This window comes from Dickeya sp. Secpp 1600 (assembly GCF_003049805.1).
Taxonomy (GTDB): Bacteria; Pseudomonadota; Gammaproteobacteria; order Enterobacterales; family Enterobacteriaceae; genus Dickeya; species Dickeya fangzhongdai.
Genome location: NZ_CP023484.1, coordinates 4,747,996 through 4,769,020 on the forward strand (window position 1 = coordinate 4,747,996; position 21,025 = coordinate 4,769,020).

General features: G+C 58.0%; 17 protein-coding genes and 4 tRNA genes. 3 read left to right on the plus strand and 18 right to left on the minus strand.

Annotated elements, in window-relative coordinates:
• Window positions 1-79: 79 nt before the first annotated feature.
• From CPA59_RS21200 to trxA, 18 genes are all read right to left on the minus strand, one after another.
• The gene (locus CPA59_RS21200; protein ID WP_100850274.1) at window positions 80-415 is read right to left on the minus strand and encodes a nuclear transport factor 2 family protein; all 336 of its coding nucleotides are present in this window, start codon (window positions 413-415) and stop codon (window positions 80-82) included.
• A 143-nt stretch (window positions 416-558) separates the two neighbouring features.
• Window positions 559-635: transfer RNA gene (locus CPA59_RS21205), tRNA-Pro, on the minus strand.
• Window positions 636-675: 40 nt separating this feature from the next.
• A tRNA-Leu gene (locus CPA59_RS21210) sits at window positions 676-761 on the minus strand.
• Between the two features lie 20 nt (window positions 762-781).
• Window positions 782-857 (minus strand) — tRNA-His (locus CPA59_RS21215).
• Window positions 858-939: 82 nt separating this feature from the next.
• Window positions 940-1,016, minus strand: a tRNA-Arg gene (locus tag CPA59_RS21220).
• A gap of 146 nt (window positions 1,017-1,162) precedes the next feature.
• On the minus strand, window positions 1,163-2,557 hold the full coding sequence (locus CPA59_RS21225) for an amino acid permease (RefSeq protein WP_038920503.1): 1,395 nt from the start codon (window positions 2,555-2,557) through the stop codon (window positions 1,163-1,165).
• Window positions 2,558-2,868: 311 nt separating this feature from the next.
• A complete protein-coding gene (gene wecG / locus CPA59_RS21230) occupies window positions 2,869-3,621 on the minus strand; it encodes a lipopolysaccharide N-acetylmannosaminouronosyltransferase (RefSeq protein WP_107760657.1) in 753 nt (250 codons plus the stop codon).
• Window positions 3,618-4,958 (minus strand): ECA oligosaccharide polymerase, encoded by a 1,341-nt coding sequence (gene wzyE / locus CPA59_RS21235; RefSeq protein WP_107760658.1) that lies wholly within the window; start codon window positions 4,956-4,958, stop codon window positions 3,618-3,620. Before wzyE ends, wecG begins: the two co-directional genes overlap by 4 nt.
• Window positions 4,951-6,036, minus strand: a complete 1,086-nt coding sequence (locus CPA59_RS21240; protein WP_107760659.1) for a TDP-N-acetylfucosamine:lipid II N-acetylfucosaminyltransferase — start codon at window positions 6,034-6,036, stop codon at window positions 4,951-4,953. Before CPA59_RS21240 ends, wzyE begins: the two co-directional genes overlap by 8 nt.
• Complete coding sequence (wzxE, locus tag CPA59_RS21245) at window positions 6,033-7,283, minus strand: lipid III flippase WzxE (RefSeq protein WP_107760660.1); 1,251 nt, start codon at window positions 7,281-7,283, stop codon at window positions 6,033-6,035. The genes CPA59_RS21240 and wzxE overlap by 4 nt, the downstream gene beginning before the upstream one ends.
• On the minus strand, window positions 7,283-8,413 hold the full coding sequence (rffA, locus tag CPA59_RS21250; protein WP_107760661.1) for a dTDP-4-amino-4,6-dideoxygalactose transaminase: 1,131 nt from the start codon (window positions 8,411-8,413) through the stop codon (window positions 7,283-7,285). Before rffA ends, wzxE begins: the two co-directional genes overlap by 1 nt.
• A gap of 49 nt (window positions 8,414-8,462) precedes the next feature.
• Window positions 8,463-9,167 carry a dTDP-4-amino-4,6-dideoxy-D-galactose acyltransferase gene (rffC, locus tag CPA59_RS21255; RefSeq protein ID WP_038664656.1) on the minus strand — a complete coding sequence of 235 codons (705 nt, stop codon included), beginning with the start codon at window positions 9,165-9,167 and terminating at the stop codon, window positions 8,463-8,465.
• Between the two features lie 47 nt (window positions 9,168-9,214).
• Window positions 9,215-10,480: a UDP-N-acetyl-D-mannosamine dehydrogenase gene (gene wecC / locus CPA59_RS21260; protein WP_107760662.1), complete on the minus strand. Its 1,266-nt coding sequence runs from the start codon at window positions 10,478-10,480 to the stop codon at window positions 9,215-9,217.
• Window positions 10,477-11,607: a non-hydrolyzing UDP-N-acetylglucosamine 2-epimerase gene (gene wecB / locus CPA59_RS21265; protein ID WP_100850280.1), complete on the minus strand. Its 1,131-nt coding sequence runs from the start codon at window positions 11,605-11,607 to the stop codon at window positions 10,477-10,479. Before wecB ends, wecC begins: the two co-directional genes overlap by 4 nt.
• A 97-nt stretch (window positions 11,608-11,704) precedes the next feature.
• Window positions 11,705-12,739, minus strand: a complete 1,035-nt coding sequence (wzzE, locus tag CPA59_RS21270) for an ECA polysaccharide chain length modulation protein (protein ID WP_107760663.1) — start codon at window positions 12,737-12,739, stop codon at window positions 11,705-11,707.
• Window positions 12,740-12,805: 66 nt separating this feature from the next.
• Complete coding sequence (gene wecA, locus CPA59_RS21275) at window positions 12,806-13,879, minus strand: UDP-N-acetylglucosamine--undecaprenyl-phosphate N-acetylglucosaminephosphotransferase (RefSeq protein ID WP_174213781.1); 1,074 nt, start codon at window positions 13,877-13,879, stop codon at window positions 12,806-12,808.
• 224 nt (window positions 13,880-14,103) lie between these two features.
• Window positions 14,104-15,363 carry a transcription termination factor Rho gene (gene rho / locus CPA59_RS21280; RefSeq protein ID WP_012886501.1) on the minus strand — a complete coding sequence of 420 codons (1,260 nt, stop codon included), beginning with the start codon at window positions 15,361-15,363 and terminating at the stop codon, window positions 14,104-14,106.
• A 420-nt stretch (window positions 15,364-15,783) separates the two neighbouring features.
• A complete protein-coding gene (gene trxA / locus CPA59_RS21285) occupies window positions 15,784-16,110 on the minus strand; it encodes a thioredoxin TrxA (RefSeq protein ID WP_013319859.1) in 327 nt (108 codons plus the stop codon).
• Window positions 16,111-16,229: 119 nt separating this feature from the next.
• Here trxA and rhlB point away from each other — a divergent pair, with 119 nt between their 5' ends.
• From rhlB to CPA59_RS21300, 3 genes are all read left to right on the plus strand, one after another.
• Window positions 16,230-17,516 (plus strand): ATP-dependent RNA helicase RhlB, encoded by a 1,287-nt coding sequence (gene rhlB, locus CPA59_RS21290; protein WP_038664636.1) that lies wholly within the window; start codon window positions 16,230-16,232, stop codon window positions 17,514-17,516.
• A gap of 7 nt (window positions 17,517-17,523) precedes the next feature.
• A complete protein-coding gene (ppx, locus tag CPA59_RS21295) occupies window positions 17,524-19,020 on the plus strand; it encodes an exopolyphosphatase (protein ID WP_038921151.1) in 1,497 nt (498 codons plus the stop codon).
• Window positions 19,021-19,200: 180 nt separating this feature from the next.
• Window positions 19,201-21,009, plus strand: a complete 1,809-nt coding sequence (locus CPA59_RS21300; protein WP_107760665.1) for a glycosyl hydrolase family 28 protein — start codon at window positions 19,201-19,203, stop codon at window positions 21,007-21,009.
• The last annotated feature ends 16 nt before the right edge of the window (window positions 21,010-21,025 follow it).

Below are 21,025 nucleotides of genomic sequence, written 5' to 3' on the forward strand. Positions count from 1 at the left end.
CGGATGGCTACGGTAAAAAAGACCGCCTCAGCGGTCTGTTCTTTGTTTATACGCGGCAACCATCGCCGTATTCGCATAATTACGCAAAATAGAACCATGCCGTCGTAATCAATCCGTCTTTGACTTCAAACACCGCAATACTTTCGATCGGTTCGGGTTCAATGCCGTAAATCTTTTCATGATCAAAAACATGGTTGCCCAACACCGTGCGGGATAGCAGTTCGGCACGCAACGCCGGGTTATTGAACCGATGGTCGCGATAGAAGGTTTCCAGCGCGGCTTTGCCCAGCATGGACGGTGTTTCGGATGGCATGCGGTAAGCCCGGAAATCCTCATGGAAACAGGCGGCAAAGGCGTCCAGATCGTGGGCGTTGTAGGCGGCAAACTGTTTTTCAACCGGATCGATGACCGACATATTAAATCTCCATTTAAATGCAAATAAAACGAATAAAAATTCAATTAAGGAGATACACCAGTCGGGTGTAGAAAGCAAATCAGGCGGGAAAAGCCATAAAAAAAACGGCAGTCCAAATGGACTGCCGCTTCTTAAGAATAGGATGGTCGGCGAGAGAGGATTCGAACCTCCGACCCACTGGTCCCAAACCAGTTGCGCTACCAAGCTGCGCTACTCGCCGATCCCGATTTAGAACACGTACACAACTATCATTGTTTGTGTGGTGCGAAGAGAGGGACTTGAACCCTCACGTCCGAAGGACACTAACACCTGAAGCTAGCGCGTCTACCAATTCCGCCACCTTCGCATATCACAAACTTTAAAATTTGGGGTGGCTAATGGGACTCGAACCCACGACAACTGGAATCACAATCCAGGGCTCTACCAACTGAGCTATAGCCACCATATACCACTGCTTTACTACGTATTCCGGTACTCAATTTACGGGGTAATAAGTACCTCCGCAGCTCCCGCGCCCAATTTAATGGCGCGCCCGACAGGATTCGAACCTGAGACCTCTGCCTCCGGAGGGCAGCGCTCTATCCAGCTGAGCTACGGGCGCGTAGCGCCGTTGCGGGTGGGGATAGTACGGATTTAATATAGGCCTGTCCAGTGCTTTTTCACAGAAATGATGCGTTTGCTTATGCTTTGCTCATTTGCGGTCAAAACCCGGTTCAATCCGCCGTCACCACCCGCAGTTAGCCGCGATTACTCGGTTTCCGTTTGCATTTCCGGCTGTTTTTTACCTAGCCCCAGCGCAACGTAAAACAGGCTGACCGCAGCCAGGAAAATACCGCCGACCACCAGCGACATGCGCGTGTCTTCGTTGATGTACATCCCGACCAGCACGCAGACCAGAAACGCCATCGTCAGGTAGTTCACCCACGGGAACAGGATCGACTTAAACGGATGGCTGGCGAGCGCCGCCTGATGCTGCTGACGGAAACGCAGCTGGCTTATCAGCACCACAAACCAGGGAATCATACCCGGCAGCACGCTGGCGCTGTACACGTACACGAACACTTTCTCCGGATTGGGGATAATGTAATTCAGCGCCGAGCCGGCCACCAGACACAGGATGGACACCGTCACCCCAACAGCCGGCACGCCGCCCGCCGTCACCCGTCCCAGCGCCGCTGGCAACTGGCGGTTGTTGGCCAGCGAATAGAGCATACGCCCGCAGCTGTACATGCCGCTGTTGCAACCCGACAGCGCCGCCGTCAGCACCACGAAGTTGATGATGCCCGCCGCGGCGGTAATGCCGATTTTGGCGAAAGTCAGCACGAACGGGCTACCGGACGTACCGATCTCATTCCACGGGAAAATGGTCACAATCACGAAAATGGCGCCGACATAGAAAATCAGGATACGCCACAGAATATTGTTGATTGCCCGTTTCAGCGTCACCTGCGGATTACGGGCTTCACCGGCGGTAATGCCGACCAGCTCCACCCCCTGATAGGAGGCCACGACCAGACAGAGCGCAAACAGCAGTCCTTTCCAGCCGCCGGCCAGGAAACCGCCGTGTTCGGTCAGGTTAACAAAACCGGTGGACTGACCGTGGTTGCCGATGCCGAAGAAAATGATGCCGACGCCCACCACAATCATCACCACAATGGTGGTGATCTTGATCATCGAGAACCAGAACTCGATTTCACCATACAGCCGTACCGCCGCCAGATTGGCCGCCGCCACCAGCGCAACCGCGCCGATCGCCGGAATCCACTGCGGCAAGGTCGGGAACCAGTACTGCACATACACGCCGATGGCGGTAATTTCCGAAATGCCGACCGCCATCCACATGAACCAGTAACCCCACGCCGTGAGATAGCCGAAGAACGGACTCAGGTAATTGTGGGCGTAAACCGCGAACGAACCGGTCACCGGCTCCAAAAACAGCATTTCCCCCATCGACCGCATGATGAAGAACACAAAAATGCCAGCCACGATATAAGCCAGCAGCACGGACGGCCCGGCCCATTTCAGGGCGCTGGCCGCCCCCATGAACAAGCCCACGCCGATGGTGCCGCCCAGCGCGATAAGCTCGATATGTCGCGCTTCCAGCCCACGGTGGAGCTTGTCCTGTTTTTCTGTATTTGCCATATAACCTCTGTCTTCAATAGATCCTTTTTACGCCGGTATCAAAGCGTTATTGTTTTATACCCGCCATGCTTCACATAGGTATACCGGCTCTCTCCCGGCAAAGCATTACCGCTCCCCGACCGGAAAAACGGCCGAGAAGATACCGCAATGCAAACCGGATTCCTACCCTTCCTGTACCCGGACATGATGAAATAAACAGCGCAGACAGACCTTGATCACAACGATAAAGCCGTAAAAAAAGTGGTCTGACGAGCAGCAAGCGCGGGCCGGGCCGCCGCCGTCATGCGGAGTGATGCCGCATTGAAACGCGCCTAGAGTCTGCCGCCGAAATGCCAGGCCAGATAGCGCAACAGTTTGAACTGGCGGCGAAAACGGCTGGGCTGCGTCAGCAAGCGGTACAACCACTCCACCCCGTAGCGCCGCCACGCCGGCGGAGCGCGTTTGACCTGTCCGGTAAACACATCGTACGTGCCGCCCACGCCCATGTAGAGCGCGGCGGGATACAGCCGGCGGCAATCGCGCATCAATAATTCCTGCCGCGGCGACCCCAGCGCCGCCGTCACCAGTTGCGCGCCGCTGTCGCGCACGCGCTCTAATACCGCCTGACGCTGTTCCGGCGTAAAGTAACCGTCCTGCGTGCCCACAATATTGACCTGCCACTGTTCACGCAGCTTGCGTTCGGTCTCCGCCAGCACCGACGGCTTGCCGCCAAGCAGAAACACCGGCGTTCCCAACTGCCCGGCGCGCTGCATCAGCGCCTCCCACAGATCGGCGCCGGCGATACGCTCCACCTGGGCGCCCGGATATTTGCGGCGAATGGAACACACCACGCTGATGCCATCGGCATAGTTGCAGTTACCCTCCTGCAACATCAGTTCACGCAGCGTTGCATCGCGATCGGCGGCCATCACCTTTTCGGCATTGATGGCAATCAACGTTCCCGGATGCGGCGAGCCGCCTGCAAACAGCGCCGACACACACTGCTCCATATCCCGAAAACCCTGCACCGGGATGTCGCGAATACGGTACTGCGGAATAGGGTACTGCGGCCGTGCATCATTCATTCCGTTTCTCCTTGTGATGGCGCGCGAACGGCAACCGCGCCGGCGCGCAACAGCAGCCAGTACAACAATTTGGCCGCCAACAGGCAGGCAGCGAAAACCAGACAGAAAAACACCACCCGCGAGACAAACGCATCCAGCCCTTCACGCACCAGCACGATCAGGTTAAAAACCGTGCCAAAGCAGAACGCCTGCAACACGGCGGACAGATAGCGGTTTTCCGCCTGCCGCCCGTAGCGGTAAAGGCCGTCAAACCCCTTGATGAGCAACCCGACCGCAATCGCGCCAGCCGGAATCAACAGCGGCCCGCCCATAATCAATAGCGAACCGAGCAAGGTCGGCGATATCGCCAGCCCGGCATGATAATTCAGCACTTCCCAGGTGAAATAGTTGGCGCTGTTCAGTACCAGCGCTGGTCGCGCCGGCCACAGCCAGGCGGGAATAAAGACATAAAAATCCCGCACGATGGGCGCCAGTCCCTGTAGCGTGATCTGGTCGAGATGTTGCCATAGCATGGCCAGATTTTCCCACGGCGAAAAGGTATCCCGCGTCAGGTACAAAAAGGTGTAGAACGCCTCTTCGCCCTTGACGTCCAGACCGTAGCGCTTGAGCGCCAGCCAGAACATCGCCACGATACCGCCACCGCCTGCTGCCGCCAGCATCCACCAGGCGATCCAACCGCGTTGCAGACCAATAAACAGAAACAGAGCGAAAGCGATGATGATATTGGCGCGGGTGCCGCCCACCAGCAGGTAGGTCAGCCCGCCAAACGCGACGGTCGTCAGCAAGAAAATCAGCCAGGCGCGCCGGGTCTGGTGCAGGAAATACCACATCAGCATGGCGGGAATAAAGAAATAGAAGAAGCGCTTCAGGGCGACGCCGGCGACGTCGCGAGAGAAAATCTGGCTATAGGAACTGAGTTTGAACAGCAGCAGGCCGTTGTTGGCGAAGAATACCGCTGCGGTCACCAGCGCCACCAGCGCCAGCAACCCACAGGTGAGAAGCGCTTCCAGCCGCGTCATGGTCAACGGCAACGAGCGAGGTGCAGCCGGAGCAGACCGCAGCCGGGTTTTATAGCTGACATAATAAATGACGTAAAACGCCGTGGCGGACAGCAGCGCCAGCAGCAGGTTCAGCGGCGAGGCCGTCTCCACCCCGAAGCGAAATGTCAGTAAGGCGGTCAACGGAAAGCCGAAATAGAACGTCAGCAGATACAGCAATGAAAACAGCACGTTGAAGTTGAAACGCCACCGACGGAACTCACGCCCGCTCAGCCACAACACCACGCCGCCGCCGCCCAGCCAGACCAGCCACAAACCGAAAAACGCCCACTCAGTCATCGCCGTCTCCCGCCGCCAGTGACAACGCCTGCCGCCACCCTTGCTCATAACCGGGGCTGAAGAACGCTACCTGCCGGGTATCTATTCGTGCCAGTTGCTCGCGTGCGTCGCGCACCATCGCCTCGTTCAGCGCCTCCTCGCCAAGCAACACCGGCAGGCGCTGTTCCGCCAAATCCTGTCGGAACGGGTTATGGCGACTGATAACGAACGGCACGCCCAGTTGAATCAACAAACACAGCGTGCCAATCCCCTGCTGGCGGTGAAACAGGAAGTAACCGAGATCGCAGGTGCGCAACAACGCCAGATAATCGTCGAACGCCAGTGACTCGCGCAAGACCCGGCAGCGCTCAGCGCCGAACAACGCCAGCCCGTGCCGCGCCACCTGCTCAATGTAATCATGGTTGCCAGCCGGATAGCCCATCGGCACGATCACCCGCACCTGCGCGCCAAACTGACGATGAATGGCGTCAAGCGCCGCCAGATGGCGGTTGCTGCGATCGCCGGAGTTGCCGACCAGAATGGTCAGCGGCGCGTCCGGCGCTTTTTCATGCGGGCTCGCCGCGTACGGGCTCATACGGGTGGGGAAATAAAGCAGCGACGTCGCCGCGGCCGGATAACGCCGCCGGAAATAGTCGATATCGCCGCGGGTGGCGAACACCTGGGCAACCCGCCGCTGCGCCAGTCGCCGCAGCCGGTAAAACCAGCGGTAGCGCCAGCCGCGGGCTTCTTCATACAAATCGGCCCCCCAGATGTGCCAGTAAGCCTGAGTCGTGCGGATACCGCCGCACAGCAACGCCAGCCACAGCCAGGGGTTAAACTGGCCGTGAAAAAAGAAACGAGCCGACCGATCCTCACACGCCAGCGCCACCACGGCGCGCGCCAGCGCTTTCTGGTCAGCAAAACGCGCTATCTGCAACGCCGGATAGGTTTGCTCAAAGAGATCGGCCGCCGCAACAACCATGAACCGCCGTACCTGATGCGGCGGCAGCGCCGGCGCCAGCGTATCGTTAAAGAAACGCAGCACCGTCTGGTTATGGTGGGGAATATCCGCCCCCAGGACATGAATCAGTGTGGTCATGCTCGCCTGCAGTACAGAATGAAAACGCCGCAACACAACAGAAAATAGACCGCATAGGTTGCCAGATACGCCTGCGACGCGCCCAGCGCGCCATGCAATGGAATCAACCAGCGGGCAAATCCGGTAAGCAGCAGGAACTGGCCGAGTTCAGCTAGCAGATAGAACCGCAGCGAGGCTCTGGCGACTACCAGATAACCAAAAACGTAAGCGCCCACTTTCAATACATCACCTGCCAGCTGCCATGCAAACAGGTCACGCATGGCCGAAAACGCGCTGGAAAACAGTAAGTGAATCGCCACATCGCGCAACAGCCAGATAGCCACGCCCGCCGCGGCAGCCACCGGCAACACAAACCGCAACGCGCTGAGAATCTCATGCCGGACCGCACGTTTATCCTGCAAACGCGCCAGCGCAGGCAGTAAATAAACCGTGAATGACGCGGTAATGAACTGCAGCCAGGCATCGGAAATGGTGGTAACCCCCTGCCACACGCCCACCTCCTGCCAGGTGTAATGGGTCGCCAGTTGGTTTCGCATCATCACGTAGCCAACCGGCAGCGTTACGACGGTGATCAACGTCATCAGACTGAAGCGGGTTAACTGACCGGCCAGCGGCCATGACCAGTCAGGTGTGAGCGCTCGCAAACCTAATGGCGTTCGCCGGAACAACAGCACCAGCGCGGGCACGCACGCCAGCGCCGGCATCAGCGCCAATCCCACCAGCGCGCCGGTATACGCCCCAAACCAAACGCTGACGCCATACGCCACGGCCCCCAGCAGACTGCCTGCCATGACGGCCAGCGCGTTGCCCCGCGCATCCTGATAACCTTTCAGGACCGCCAGCAGCAGGCTGGCGCCCGCGATGCCCAGTTGCAGCCAGGCCAGCGCACGAATTGCAGGCTGGTAGGCGTCATCGCCAAACAGCAGGCGCGACAGCGGCGCAGCCAGCAGCCACAACGCCAGCGTCAGCAACAGCGAGCAACCCATCGACAGCGATACCGCCGTCCCCAGCAACGGACTGGGACGGTCGGCATCCGGCGGCGCGGCGGCTACCGCCCAGGTAACGCCGTTGGCGATGCCCGCGCCGGCCATCACGCCCAGCACGGTGATCAACTGGCGGTAGTTACCGGCCAGCCCGACGCCTTCCGGGCCGAACGTCACCGCCAGCAGTTTGATGACCGCCAGCCCCGCGCCGATTTTGACCAGCGTGGACGCAGCCGTCCATAACGATGCACGCGCCAGCGACATCAGGAAAAGAAACTCAGCGCCGAATTGATTACAGTACGCTGGTTAAGGTCAGACAGGTTGTAGAACAGCGGCAGGCGTACCAACCGCTCGCTTTCCCGCGTGGTGTGACGATCTTCGCCGACAAAACGGCCAAATTGCCGGCCGGCCGGGCTGGAATGCAAAGGAATATAGTGGAACACCGTCAGGATCTCCGCTTCTTTCATATGGCTGATAAACGCTGAACGCTCCACCTCATCCCGCAGGCGCAGGAAAAACAGGTGACCATTGTGACGGCAGTCCGCCGGAATCACCGGCAATGTCGCCCGGCCTGCCGCCGCCAGCGGCGCGAACGCGCGCGCATAGTGTTGCCATAATTTCAGGCGCCGCTCATGAATGCGCTGCGCCGCTTCCAGTTGTCCCCACAGGTAAGCCGCCTGAATATCCGCCATCAGATAACTGGAGCCGATGTCGCGCCAGGTGTACTTATCCGCCTGACCGCGAAAGAACTGGCTGCGGTTGGTGCCTTTCTCGCGGATAATCTCGGCCCTCTCCGCCAGTTCAGGATCGTTGATCAGCGTAGCGCCGCCTTCGCCGCCCGCGGTGTAATTCTTGGTTTCGTGGAAACTGAAACAACCGATATGGCCGATTGCGCCCAGCGGCCGGTCCTGATAGCGCGACATCATCCCCTGCGCCGCATCTTCCACCACAAACAGCCCGTATTGCTGCGCCAGCGCCATGACGGCGTTCATCTCGCAGCCCACCCCGGCGTAATGCACCACCACAATGGCGCGGGTCTTCTTGGTAATCGCGGCTTCGATAAGGTTTTCGTCAAGATTGAGGGTATCCGGTCGGATGTCGACAAACACGATGGTGGCGCCGCGCAGTACGAAGGCGTTGGCGGTAGAGACAAAGGTGTAACTCGGCATGATGACTTCGTCGCCGGGCTGGATGTTCAGCAACAGCGCCGCCATTTCCAGCGACGCGGTGCAGGAAGGCGTCAGCAATACCTTGCAACTACCCGAATAATGTTCCAGCCACTGCTGACAGCGGCGGGTAAACGCGCCATCGCCGCTGAGCTTGCCGCTGCGCATCGCGGCCTGCATATACTCCAGTTCTGATCCCACCACCGGCGGCGAGTTAAAAGGAATCATGTCGTCACCTGCAGAAACATTATCGGTAGAACCATCATCGATAGAACCATTATCGATAAAACCAGTAGGCGGTGCTCTCCACCCGTGCGCCGCTGCGCAGGTAGAGCCGTAATGCCGCCAGATTGCTGGTCTGGGTCGCCACCGTCAGCCGGCGAATGCCGCGCTGCTGACACCAGACCCGCGCCACCTGCATCAGCCGCTGACCAATCCCTTGCCCGGTCATGCCCGGCCAGGCGGACAACACGCCGATACGCGCGGTGCTGGGCGAAGTCTGGCGTAACGTCACGAACCCCTGCAACGGCGCGCCCTGACCGCCCATCACCAGACAGGCGTCGTCAAAGGTACCATATACCGCTTTTTCCACCCACCGCGCATAGAAACGGCCGCAATCGTCCGGACCATACCACGGCGCCCGAAACCGGCTCAGTACAAAACTTTTTGTCGCCGCCGCGCGCAGCGCCGCAATATCCCCCGTCTCCGCCTCGCGCACGCCAACGGCGAACATGGCCCGGGCGGCAGGTACGACCGGCATACTGAAATCCACCTCGCCTTCCGCCAGCCGAAACCCCAGCGCCGACAACGCATCCGCCGTCGCCAGATCGCTGGCCGCCAGCTTGGCCTGGCATAACTCATAGCGATCCAGATCGGCAATGGTTAACGGCGGTGCGGTATCCTGGAAACTCAACCGTCCGCTAATACGCTGAAAAAAATCGCTTTCCCAGACCAGAGGTTCAATCTCAGCACAAACAGGCATAGGTCACTCCGGTTAACGCAGAATCCACAGCCGTCGCCACGCCGCCTTCACCGCCAGACGCCTTTGGTGTCCACCACCCAGCGTTGCGTCACCTGTTCAGGGGCAATCGCCCTGAACTGCTGGTGGTCTACCAGCAACACCAGGACATCCGCGTCGCTCAACGCCCGCGTAATCTCCACCTGCTCGGCCTTTCCCTGCAAACCGGGCGGTAACTGACGAATATGAGGCTCGACCACCCAGGTCGTCCCGGCATGCCATTCGGCTACCTGCCCGGCGATCGCCAGCGCCGGACTCTCGCGAAGGTCTTCCACATCGGGCTTGAACGCCAGCCCCAGACAGGCGATGCGCAAATCGCAGGCCCGTTTATTGCCCTGCGCCAGCGCATCCGCCACCATAATTTTCACCTGCTCCACCACCCAGCGAGGCTTGGCGTCATTCACCTCGCGGGCGGTGCGAATCAGACGCGCCAGCTGCGGGTGCTGCGATACGATAAACCAAGGGTCGACCGCGATGCAGTGACCGCCCACGCCCGGCCCCGGTTGCAAAATATTGACGCGTGGATGGCGATTAGCCAGACGAATCAGCGCCCACACATCGATTTGCTGTTCGGCGCAAACCAGCGACAACTCATTGGCGAACGCGATATTCACGTCCCTAAAGCTGTTTTCCGTCAATTTGCACATTTCAGCGGTTCGCGAGTCCGTCATCGCACACTCGCCGTCCAGCAGAAAGAGGCGATACAGCTCGCTTGCCCGCGCCGCACAACGCGGCGTCATCCCGCCGATCACCCGATCCTGGCTGAGCAGTTCTTCCATGATGCGGCCGGGCAATACCCGCTCCGGACAATAGGCAATGCGGATATCCGACGCCTCGCCGACCTGCTGGGGGAAGCTCAGATCCGGCCGTGCCTGCGCCAGCCAGTCCGCCATCTGCTCCGTGGCGCCGACCGGCGACGTCGACTCCAGAATGACCAGATCCCCCGGTTTCAGCACCGGCGCCAGCGACAGGGCGGCGGCTTCCACCAACGAGACGTCAGGCTGATGGTCCGCCTTTAACGGGGTCGGCACCGCGATAAGGAAGGCCTCCGCCGACACCGGATGGCTACCGGCCTGCAAATACCCTTGCGCCACCGCCGCCTGCACCGCCTGCGCCAATCCCGGCTCCGCAATATGAGTATGGCCCCGGTTGATGCTCTCCACCACGTGCGGGTTCACATCCACACCAAAAACAGACTGTTGCCGCGAGGCCAAAAGCGTAGCGGTCGGCAGGCCGATATACCCCAGGCCCAGCACACAGATGCGATTAAAACTCATGCGGTCACCCGGTGTTGTTTCAAAACGGAGAGAATTCGCTGGCTGGCTAACCCATCGCCATAAGGGTTATGCGCATAGCTCATGGCCTGATAAACGGAAGCATCCGCCAGCAGTTGGGAGACTTCGCGGATAATCGTTGCGGTATCGGTTCCCACCAGCCGCACGGTACCGGCGGCCAGCGCTTCCGGCCTTTCGGTCGTCTCCCGCATCACCAGCACCGGTTTTCCAAGCGAAGGCGCTTCTTCCTGAATCCCCCCCGAGTCCGTCAGGATCAGCCAGGCGCGGTTCATCAGATAGACGAAGGGCAGATAGTCCTGCGGCGTTATCAGAAACACGTTATCAATGCCGCTGAGAATACGCTGAACCGGCTCCAGTACGTTGGGATTGCGGTGTACCGGATAAACAATCTGAATATCCGGATGATGGCGGGCAAGCGCCGCCAACGCGTTACAAATTCGCTCCATCCCGTCGCCAAAGCTTTCCCGCCGATGACTGGTGACCAGAATCATTTTTCGCTCCTGATCCAGAAAGGCGTATTTTTCCTGCAACTGGCCATGCAATACCGCATCGCGGGCGATCAGATCACGAACCCAGAATAATGCGTCAATCACCGAATTGCCCGTCACCCAGATACGGGACGGCGGGACCTGCTCCCGCCGCAGATTCTGCCGCGCATTGATCGTCGGCGCAAAATGGTAGGTCGCCAGACGGCCGGTCAGCAGGCGATTCGCTTCCTCCGGCCAGGGCGCCGTCAGATTACCGGTACGCAGACCGGCTTCGACATGCGCTACCGGAATACGATGATAGAACGCCGCCAGACTGGTCATCAGGGTCGTGGTGGTATCGCCGTGCACCAGCATCAGGTCCGGCCGAAACTGGGTCAGCACCGGCCCCAATCCAGAGAGGATACGGGCGGAAATCTCCACCAGCCCCTGATCCGGCTGCATAACATTGAGATCGTAGTCCGGCACAATCTCAAACAGACGCAGCACCTGATCAAGCATGTCACGGTGCTGCGCCGTCACACAGACTTTGGATTCAAAGAAAGCATCCTGAGCCATCGCCCGTATCACCGGCGCCATTTTTATCGCTTCAGGGCGAGTGCCAAAAACCGTCAAGACTTTCACTAATGACTCTCTTTCACTGATGACTCTCTTTATTCCGGTTTACCGCCACGGTAAAAAACTTATTCATATCAATACAATATTCACCGTCATCGACCACTTAGCGGGAACGCCGCGCCAGCGCCGCCCCGGCGCCGGCCAACAGACCGATGCTGCCCCACATCAGCAGCAGAAAACCGCGGCGCGGGCTGTCGCGCTGAACCGGCTCTTCCGGCGTATGCAAATAGCGGTAAGTCTGAAACCGGTCCGCCAGCGCAGGCCCGTTCTCAAGCATCGCCAGCGCCGCGCGCCGCGGCTCATAATCGGCGTCGAACGTCGGCCCGCTGGCCTTCAGCATGTCCAGACGCGCCTGCAACTGCGCGCTGCCCTGTAAAAACCATTCCGAATCGGGCAGCGACAGCGACGCCTCGCTTTTCGGCTGTACGATCCCTTGCTGGCGCGCAATAACGAGCGCCTGCGTCAAACGCTGTACTGTCCGGTCATAGGCGGCTCGCGCCACCGTATCCTCGCGTTGCAGCCAGGCCCGTTCAAACCGGATGCGCGCCGCCCAGCTTCCGGCCAGACTCTGATTCAGATGATTAACGGCCCGCTGGTTGGCGAACTGCACGTATTGCCGCAGCAGATTGCTGGCGTCTCGCGCATTATCCGCGCCCAACTTGAGGGTATCGTTGGTTTTTTTGGCGTCATCGCGCGGCATAAACTGAATATCGTTGATCAACGCGTCCAGCAGCACGGCGTCCGCCTTTTCATCGCCTTTCTGACGCTCGCGGTAATAAGGAGACTGCAACCAGAATTCACGCCGGGTATCGTAGGCGGCGGCCTGCATCGTGAATTCGCCATAGGCGTCCGCCATGATGGCGTTGCCGTCCGGTACCGTCGTCGTCGGCGCATCCAGCGAGCGCAACCACTGTTGCTGGTCGAAGAACGTCGACAGCATGGCGGCCGTTGGTTTATCGGTCACCGCGGTGGTGCGCCATACCGGCTGCGCCAGCCAGGAATAAATCAGCGCCAGCAGAGCAAACAGCGCCGCCGAACCGACAATCCAGATCTTGCCTTGCCACAGCGCCAGGCAGAGCTGGCGAATATCCAGTTCATTATCCGGCGACGACGACTGAGGGGAGGTTTCCCGTTTCATTGCGCTCCCTGATTCGGTTTATTCACAATTCGATTTACCCACAACTTGGTTTACCCACAACCCGGCTTACCCACAATAACGATGGCTGCGCCAATAACGCCAAATGCGCCGGACAACACGCGCCACCCGCCACGCTCGTTTGATGCAATAGCCGTAACCGCTGAACACCAGCAAGAACAGCGCCAGCATTACGTACTCGGGCACCGCCAGAAATTCGCCGGCTATCCCTATCGCCGCCAGCAGCGCGGCGACCAGTGTAATCAGCAGACAAGCCTGGCGGGAAGTCAACCCTGCCCGCATGAGCAGATGATGGATATGCTGGCGATCCGGCGAGAACAGGCCAGTGCCTTTATGCAGCCGACGATAGACGATCGCCACCATATCCATCAGCGGAATAGCGATAACCCACAGCGCCGCCACCGGCCTGATGGCGCTATCCATGCCCTGGGAGCTTTGCAACAGTAACCAAATCGCCGTAAAGCCGATCATAGTGCTGCCCGCATCCCCCATGAAGACTTTATAACGCCGCCCCATAAGCTCAAGATTCAACAGGATGTACGGCAAGACGGCGGCGATCATGGCGAAACTCCACACTGCCAGCGCCAGACTACCGTGGTGATACAGCAGGATGCCTAATCCGGCGAACAGCACGCAGGACAGCCCGCCCAGCAAACCATCAATGCCGTCCACCATGTTAAAAGCATTGATGGCCGTCCACACCACAAACAGCGTCATGAGATAACGCACCGGTCCCAGCCCGATATCCCAGAGCGGCCCGAAGATAAACCCCAGACGCTGTAGCATGAGGCCGGCCAGCGCCATCATCAGGATAGCCACGACCGCCTGTACCGACGCCCGCACGCCAATGCTGATATCAAAGCGATCATCCAGCGCGCCAATCAGCACCAGCATACCCGAACACATCAGGTAGATCGGGAAATGGGGAATCGATTCGGAAATGAGAACAGGCAACAGGCAGATGCCAATGTAAACAGAAATACCGCCAACCAGCGGCACCGCGCCATGATGATGTTTGCGATAGTTTGGCCGGTCAACCAGACCGGTTTTTCTCGCCACGTTGCGCGCCAGCAACAGAGAGAAGAACGAGCACAAAAATACGGCGACTAATTGAGCACTCATCATGATTTATTCACGCTTAACAGTGCCTGAGAATACTACCGGGAATCACACCAGCCGGTGTTAATTTACCAAATTTTTCAGAAAGTTCCTGCGCGTTCGGGTAACAAAACATGATGTTGTCCGGCTCCCGGCGCCGCCGAAGGTCAAAAGCGCAGGGTACAACGCACCAAACAGAAACAAAAAACGCCACGATGTCGTGGCGTTTTCTTTAGAGACTCAACCGGTTACGACCGTTTCATCATATCGAAGAATTCGTCGTTGGTTTTGGTCATCGCCAGCTTGTTGATCAGGAACTCCATCGCATCGATCTCGCCCATCGGGTGGATGATCTTACGCAGGATCCACATTTTCTGCAGTTCCTCGGAGGTGGTCAACAGCTCTTCCTTACGGGTACCGGAGCGGTTGTAGTCGATGGCCGGGAACACGCGCTTCTCGGCAATCTTACGAGACAGGTGCAGTTCCATGTTGCCGGTGCCCTTGAACTCTTCGTAAATCACTTCGTCCATCTTCGAACCGGTATCGATCAAGGCCGTGGCGATGATCGTCAGGCTACCGCCTTCCTCAACGTTACGGGCCGCGCCGAAGAAGCGTTTCGGACGGTGCAGGGCGTTGGCGTCGACACCACCGGTCAGCACCTTGCCGGAAGCCGGCACCACGGTGTTGTAAGCACGCGCCAGACGGGTGATGGAGTCCAGCAGGATAATCACGTCTTTCTTGTGCTCGACCAGGCGCTTGGCTTTCTCGATCACCATTTCGGCGACCTGAACGTGACGGGAGGCCGGTTCGTCGAAGGTCGACGCCACCACTTCCCCTTTCACCAGACGCTGCATTTCCGTCACTTCTTCCGGACGTTCGTCAATCAGCAGCACCATCAGCACGCAGTCAGGGTGGTTGTAAGCGATGCTCTGGGCGATGTTCTGCAGCAGCATGGTCTTACCGGCTTTCGGCGGCGCCACGATCAAACCACGCTGACCACGACCGATCGGCGAGGCCAGATCCAGTACGCGAGCCGTCAGGTCTTCGGTGGAACCGTTGCCGCGTTCCATACGCAGACGCGAATTAGCGTGCAGCGGCGTCAGGTTTTCAAACAGGATTTTGCTGCGGGCGTTTTCCGGCTTGTCGTAGTTGACTTCGTTGACCTTCAGCAGCGCGAAATAGCGTTCACCTTCTTTCGGAGGACGAATCTTACCGGAAATGGTGTCGCCAGTGCGGAGGTTGAAGCGTCGGATTTGGCTGGGAGAAACGTAGATGTCATCAGGGCCGGCAAGGTAGGAGCTGTCTGCGGAGCGGAGGAAACCAAAACCATCCTGCAATATTTCCAGCACGCCATCGCCAAAGATGTCTTCACCACTTTTCGCGTGCTGCTTGAGGATAGCGAAAATAATATCCTGTTTACGCATGCGAGCCAGATTCTCTAGCCCCATATTTTCGCCAAGAGTAATTAACTCAGACACTGGCGTATTTTTTAATTCGGTAAGATTCATAATGGTGGGTTCTTAAACTCGGGGTAAATCTCGAACTATTAACGTGAATGGTATGGCAGGAACATCCATGCCGCTTAACAGCCTTCAATCACCAGACATCCGTGTTGCTCAGGCTGAATCGCGCTGACTCTACGCATACACACGGCAAGAGATCGAAGACACCTTAAAACTAATTAATGTAAAACTATCAGATTGCCGGCCCGGAGACATACTAACGCGCTGTAACGTAATGATTTCCGACCCTGACACGGGATAAAGCTTTAGATTCTAACTTCAGGCTCAAGCCTAAGGGCTCAAACTATAAGGTAAGTACGATATGCAGTATTGACGAATCTAGCACGCTTCCCGGTGGGCGTCCAGCGGTCAGAATGAGAAAATCTCATCACCCGCCGTCGCCCGGGAACTAGAGTGTGTGACAGATTACAGATTGGCGTTCAGGAACTCTTTCAACTGGCCTTTTGACAGCGCGCCCACTTTGGTGGCGGCGACTTCGCCATTCTTGAACAGCAGCAGAGTCGGGATACCGCGGATGCCGTATTTCGGCGCAGTCGCCGGGTTTTCATCAATGTTGAGCTTGGCGACCGTCAGCTTACCGTCGAACTCATCGGCGATCTCATCCAGAATCGGAGCAATCATTTTACAGGGACCACACCAGTCAGCCCAAAAATCAACCAGTGTCACATGTTCAGACTGCAATACGTCCGTCTCGAAACTGTCGTCTGTCAGATGAATAATTTTATCGCTCATGTTTTACTCCGCAGGATTATCTCTACCCAGTTGGTGTAGCATTAACCAACTATTAGGTTGACTTTATTTCACTGGATACGCTTTCGTAAAGCAATAGTTAACTGATATTCTACCACGCTATGAGCAAAACACACTTAACCGAACAGAAGTTTTCCGACTTCGCACTGCATCCGCAGGTTATTGAAGCTCTTGAAAATAAAGGCTTTCATAACTGTACGCCCATTCAGGCGCTGGCGTTGCCGCTGACGCTGTCAGGGCGTGACGTGGCGGGCCAGGCGCAAACAGGAACAGGCAAGACGCTGGCGTTTCTGGCGTCTACATTTCATTATTTGCTGACCCACCCCGCTCCTGCCGAACGTCAGACCAATCAACCTCGCGCCCTGATCATGGCGCCGACCCGTGAGCTGGCGGTGCAGATCCATACCGATGCCGAAGCGCTGGCGAAGGCGACCGGTCTGCGGCTGGGGCTGGCGTACGGTGGCGACGGCTACGATAAACAGCTGAAAGTGCTGGAAGACGGCGTCGATATTCTGATCGGCACCACCGGTCGTTTAATCGATTACACCAAGCAGAACCACGTTAATATGGGCGCCATTCAGGTGGTGGTGCTGGACGAAGCCGATCGCATGTACGATCTCGGCTTTATCAAAGACATCCGCTGGCTGTTCCGTCGTATGCCGCCGGCCAATCAGCGCCTGAACATGCTGTTCTCCGCCACCTTATCTTACCGCGTGCGTGAACTGGCGTTCGAACAGATGAACAACGCCGAATACGTCGAAGTGGAGCCGGAGCAGAAAACCGGTCATCGCATCAAGGAAGAACTGTTCTACCCTTCCAATGAAGAGAAGATGCGTCTGCTGCAAACGCTTATCGAGGAAGAGTGGCCGGATCGCTGCATCATCTTCGCCAACACCAAGCACCGCTGTGAAGATATCTGGGGCCATCTGGCCGCAGACGGTCATCGCGTCGGCCTGCTGACCGGCGACGTGGCGCAGAAAAAACGGCTGCGCATTCTGGAAGATTTCACCCAGGGCACCCTGGACATTCTGGTGGCGACCGATGTGGCGGCGCGGGGTCTGCATATTCCGTCCGTAACCCACGTATTCAACTACGACCTGCCCGACGATTGCGAAGATTACGTACACCGTATCGGCCGTACCGGTCGCGCCGGCGCCAGCGGTTGCTCCATCAGTCTGGCTTGTGAAGAGTACGCGCTGAATTTGCCGGCCATTGAAGACTATATCGGTCACCGTATCCCGGTGAGCAAATACCGCAGTGAGGCCCTGTTGACCGAACTGCCGGAGCCGAAGCGACTGAGTCGCCCGCGTTCCGCCGGCGGCCCGCGTCGCCCTGGCGCGCCTCGCCGTAGCGGCGCGCCCCGTAACAACCGTAAACGACCGGGTTAAGTTGCTGATGCCGAGCTCTTCTTCTCTTTATGCCGCGATCGATTTAGGGTCTAACAGCTTTCACATGCTGGTCGTGCGTGAAGTAGCCGGCAGCGTACAGACGCTGGCGCGCATCAAGCGCAAAGTCCGGCTGGCGGCTGGGCTGGATGCCAGCAACCGCCTTTCGCCGGAAGCGATGCAGCGCGGCTGGCAATGTCTGGCGCTGTTCTCCGAACGATTGCAGGACATTCCGCCGCAGCAGGTACGCGTCGTCGCAACGGCCACGCTAAGGCTGGCGACCAACGCTGACGAATTCCTTGAACGGGCCCGGCACATTCTGGGCCTGCCGATCCAGGTCATCAGCGGCGAAGAAGAAGCACGGCTCATCTATCAGGGCGTCGCCCATACCACCGGCGGGCCGGAGCAACGGCTGGTGGTGGATATCGGCGGCGGCAGCACCGAGCTGGCGACCGGCACCGGCGCCCACCATACCCAATTGTTCAGCCTGCCGATGGGTTGCGTCACCTGGCTGGAACGCTATTTTACCGACCGCGATCTGACTCAGGCGCATTTTGATCGGGCCGAACAGGCCGCCCGCGAAATGCTGCGCCCGGTGAAGGATATCTTGCGCCAGCAAGGCTGGCAGATTTGCGTCGGCGCATCCGGCACGGTGCAGGCGCTGCAGGAAATCATGGTAGCGCAGGGGATGGATGAATACATCACTCTCGGTAAACTGCGCCAACTGCAACAACGCGCGATTCAGTGCAGCAAGCTGGAAGAGCTGGAAATCGAAGGGCTGACGCTGGAGCGGGCGCTGGTGTTTCCCAGCGGCCTGTCGATTCTGCTGGCTGTCTTTCAGGAACTGGAGATCGACTCCATGACGCTGGCGGGCGGCGCGCTGCGGGAAGGGCTGGTCTACGGCATGCTACATCTGCCGATTGAGCAGGACATTCGTCACCGCACGCTGCACAACCTGCAACGCCGCTATCTGCTGGATAGCGAGCAGGCCCAGCGGGTCAGGCTGCTGGCGGACAACTTTCTGCAACAGGTGGCGCGCGACTGGCAGTTGGATGGCCGATGTCGGGAGTTACTGGGCAGCGCCTGTCTGATCCATGAAATCGGCCTGAGCGTCGATTTTCGTCAGGCGCCGTTGCATGCGGCCTATCTGGTCCGCAACAGCGATCTTCCCGGCTTCACGCCCGCCCAGAAAAAGTTACTGGCGACACTCCTGCAAAACCAGAGCAACACTATCGACCCCATCCCGCTGACCCAACAAAACGCCCTGCCGGTCAATCTGGCGCAACGGCTTTGCCGCCTGCTGCGTCTGGCGATTATCTTTGCCAGCCGCCGCCGCGACGACACGCTGCCGGCAGTCAGACTACGGGTGGAAGGGGAAAGCCTGCGCGTCATTCTGCCCGCCGGCTGGCTCGACCAACATCCTCTGAGAACCGAAACCCTGTCGCAGGAAAGCCTGTGGCAGAGCTATGTTCACTGGCCGCTCATCATCGAAGAACACGCCATCTGACGGCAAAAAGGGGTAACAATTGGTTACCCCTTTCCTTCTTGTCTCCTGATTAATCTGTGATCGCTTCCGGGGAAAAAAGAAATACGACATGTATTTTTATAAAACGCCGTTTCGAAAAGAAACCGTATCTCGTCCGGATAAAACACATTAATCAATTTAAAAGAGAACTAAGGAACAAGGATGGAAGCCATCACATTTTCACGTCGCTCTGTTCTGGCATCAGTGGTAGCGGCATGTCTAATGAGTACATCTGCGCTGGCGGCAACGGCGCAGGCGCCGCAAAAACTCCAGATCCCCACGCTGTCTTATGACGACCATAGCGTAGCGCTGGTCTGGGACGCGCCGGAAGACACGTCCGCCATCACCGATTACCAGATTTATCAGAACGGTCAACTTGTCGGGCTCGCCAGCCAGAATAATGACAAGAACTCACCGGCCAAACCATACATCAGCGCGTTTTACAAAAATGACACCAGCAATTTTCACCACCGAATTGTCGTGCAAAACGCCAAAATCGACGGTCTGAAAGCCAAGACCGACTACCAGTTTACTGTTCGGGCGGTCTATGCCGATGGCACGACGTCAGCCGACAGCAACGCTGTTACCGTCACCACGACGGCTGCACCGCAGGTGATCAACATCACCCAGTATGGCGCCAAAGGCGACGGCTCCACGCTCAATACCAACGCCATCCAGAAAGCCATTGACGCCTGCCAGGTCGGCTGCCGCATTGACGTCCCGGCGGGGGTATTCAAGACTGGCGCACTGTGGCTGAAAAGCGACATGACGCTGAATCTGTTACAGGGTGCGACATTGCTCGGCTCCGACAATGCGGCGGATTACCCTGACGCCTACAAGATTTACAGCTATTCGTCTCAGATGCGCCCGGCCTCGTTGATCAACGCCATTGATAAAACCAGCTCCGCCATCGGGACGTTTAAGAACATCCGTATCGTCGGCAAAGGCATCATCGACGGTAACGGCTGGAAACGTAGCGCTGACGCCAAAGATGAACTGGGCAACAGCCTGCCGCAGTACGTGAAGAGCGATAATAGCAAAGTCAGCAAAGACGGCATTCTGGCGAAAAACCAGGTGGCGGCCGCCGTCGCCAACGGCATGGACACCAAAACCGCCTACAGCCAGCGCCGCTCCAGCCTAATCACCCTGCGCGGCGTGCAGAATGTCTATGTCGCCGACGTTACCATCCGCAATCCGGCCAACCACGGCATCATGTTCCTGGAAAACCAGAATGTGGTTGAAAACGGCGTGATTCATCAAACCTTTGACGCCAACAACGGCGACGGCGTCGAATTCGGCAACAGCCAGAACATCATGGTGTTCAACAGCGTGTTCGATACCGGGGACGACAGCATCAATTTTGCCGCCGGCATGGGGCAATCGGCCCAGAATCAGGAACCGGTCCAGAATGCCTGGCTGTTCAATAACTACTTCCGCCACGGTCACGGCGCGGTGGTATTAGGCAGCCATACCGGCGCGGGTATCGTCGACGTGCTGGCGGAAAACAACGTGATAAGCCAGAACGAGGTCGGCCTGCGCGCCAAAAGCGCCCCTGCCATCGGCGGCGGCGCGCATGGCATCGTATTCCGCAACAGCGCGATAAAAAATCTGGCTAAACAGGCAGTGATCGTGACCTTAAGCTACACGGACAGCAACGGCACCATCGACTATACACCAGCCAAAGTGCCTGCCCGTTTCTATGACTTTACCGTCAAAAACGTCACCGTGCAGGACAGCACCGGCAAGAGCCCGGCTATCGAAATCACCGGTGACAGCAGCAAAGGCATCTGGCACAGCCAGTTTGCGTTCAGCAATATAAAACTCAGCGGCGTGATGCCCACCGCGATAAGCGATCTGAGCGACAGCCAGTTCAACAACCTGACATTCAGTAATCTGCGCAGCGGCTCTTCACCGTGGAAATTCGGCACGGTGAAGAATGTCACCGTGGATGGCAAAATCGTTACGCCCTAACCGGTAGCGATCCTTA

Coding starts and splice junctions, on each gene's coding strand:
- wecG (WP_107760657.1), bottom strand. CDS start 3,621: ATGAATGATGCACGGCCGCAGTACCCTATTCCGCAGTACCGTATTCGC.
- CPA59_RS21300 (WP_107760665.1), top strand. CDS start 19,201: ATGGAAGCCATCACATTTTCACGTCGCTCTGTTCTGGCATCAGTGGTA.
- CPA59_RS21225 (WP_038920503.1), bottom strand. CDS start 2,557: ATGGCAAATACAGAAAAACAGGACAAGCTCCACCGTGGGCTGGAAGCG.
- wecC (WP_107760662.1), bottom strand. CDS start 10,480: ATGAGTTTTAATCGCATCTGTGTGCTGGGCCTGGGGTATATCGGCCTG.
- trxA (WP_013319859.1), bottom strand. CDS start 16,110: ATGAGCGATAAAATTATTCATCTGACAGACGACAGTTTCGAGACGGAC.
- rho (WP_012886501.1), bottom strand. CDS start 15,363: ATGAATCTTACCGAATTAAAAAATACGCCAGTGTCTGAGTTAATTACT.
- ppx (WP_038921151.1), top strand. CDS start 17,524: ATGCCGAGCTCTTCTTCTCTTTATGCCGCGATCGATTTAGGGTCTAAC.
- wzyE (WP_107760658.1), bottom strand. CDS start 4,958: ATGACTGAGTGGGCGTTTTTCGGTTTGTGGCTGGTCTGGCTGGGCGGC.
- CPA59_RS21240 (WP_107760659.1), bottom strand. CDS start 6,036: ATGACCACACTGATTCATGTCCTGGGGGCGGATATTCCCCACCATAAC.
- wzxE (WP_107760660.1), bottom strand. CDS start 7,283: ATGTCGCTGGCGCGTGCATCGTTATGGACGGCTGCGTCCACGCTGGTC.
- wecA (WP_174213781.1), bottom strand. CDS start 13,879: ATGAGTGCTCAATTAGTCGCCGTATTTTTGTGCTCGTTCTTCTCTCTG.
- rffC (WP_038664656.1), bottom strand. CDS start 9,167: ATGCCTGTTTGTGCTGAGATTGAACCTCTGGTCTGGGAAAGCGATTTT.
- CPA59_RS21200 (WP_100850274.1), bottom strand. CDS start 415: ATGTCGGTCATCGATCCGGTTGAAAAACAGTTTGCCGCCTACAACGCC.
- rhlB (WP_038664636.1), top strand. CDS start 16,230: ATGAGCAAAACACACTTAACCGAACAGAAGTTTTCCGACTTCGCACTG.
- rffA (WP_107760661.1), bottom strand. CDS start 8,413: ATGATTCCTTTTAACTCGCCGCCGGTGGTGGGATCAGAACTGGAGTAT.
- wzzE (WP_107760663.1), bottom strand. CDS start 12,739: ATGAAACGGGAAACCTCCCCTCAGTCGTCGTCGCCGGATAATGAACTG.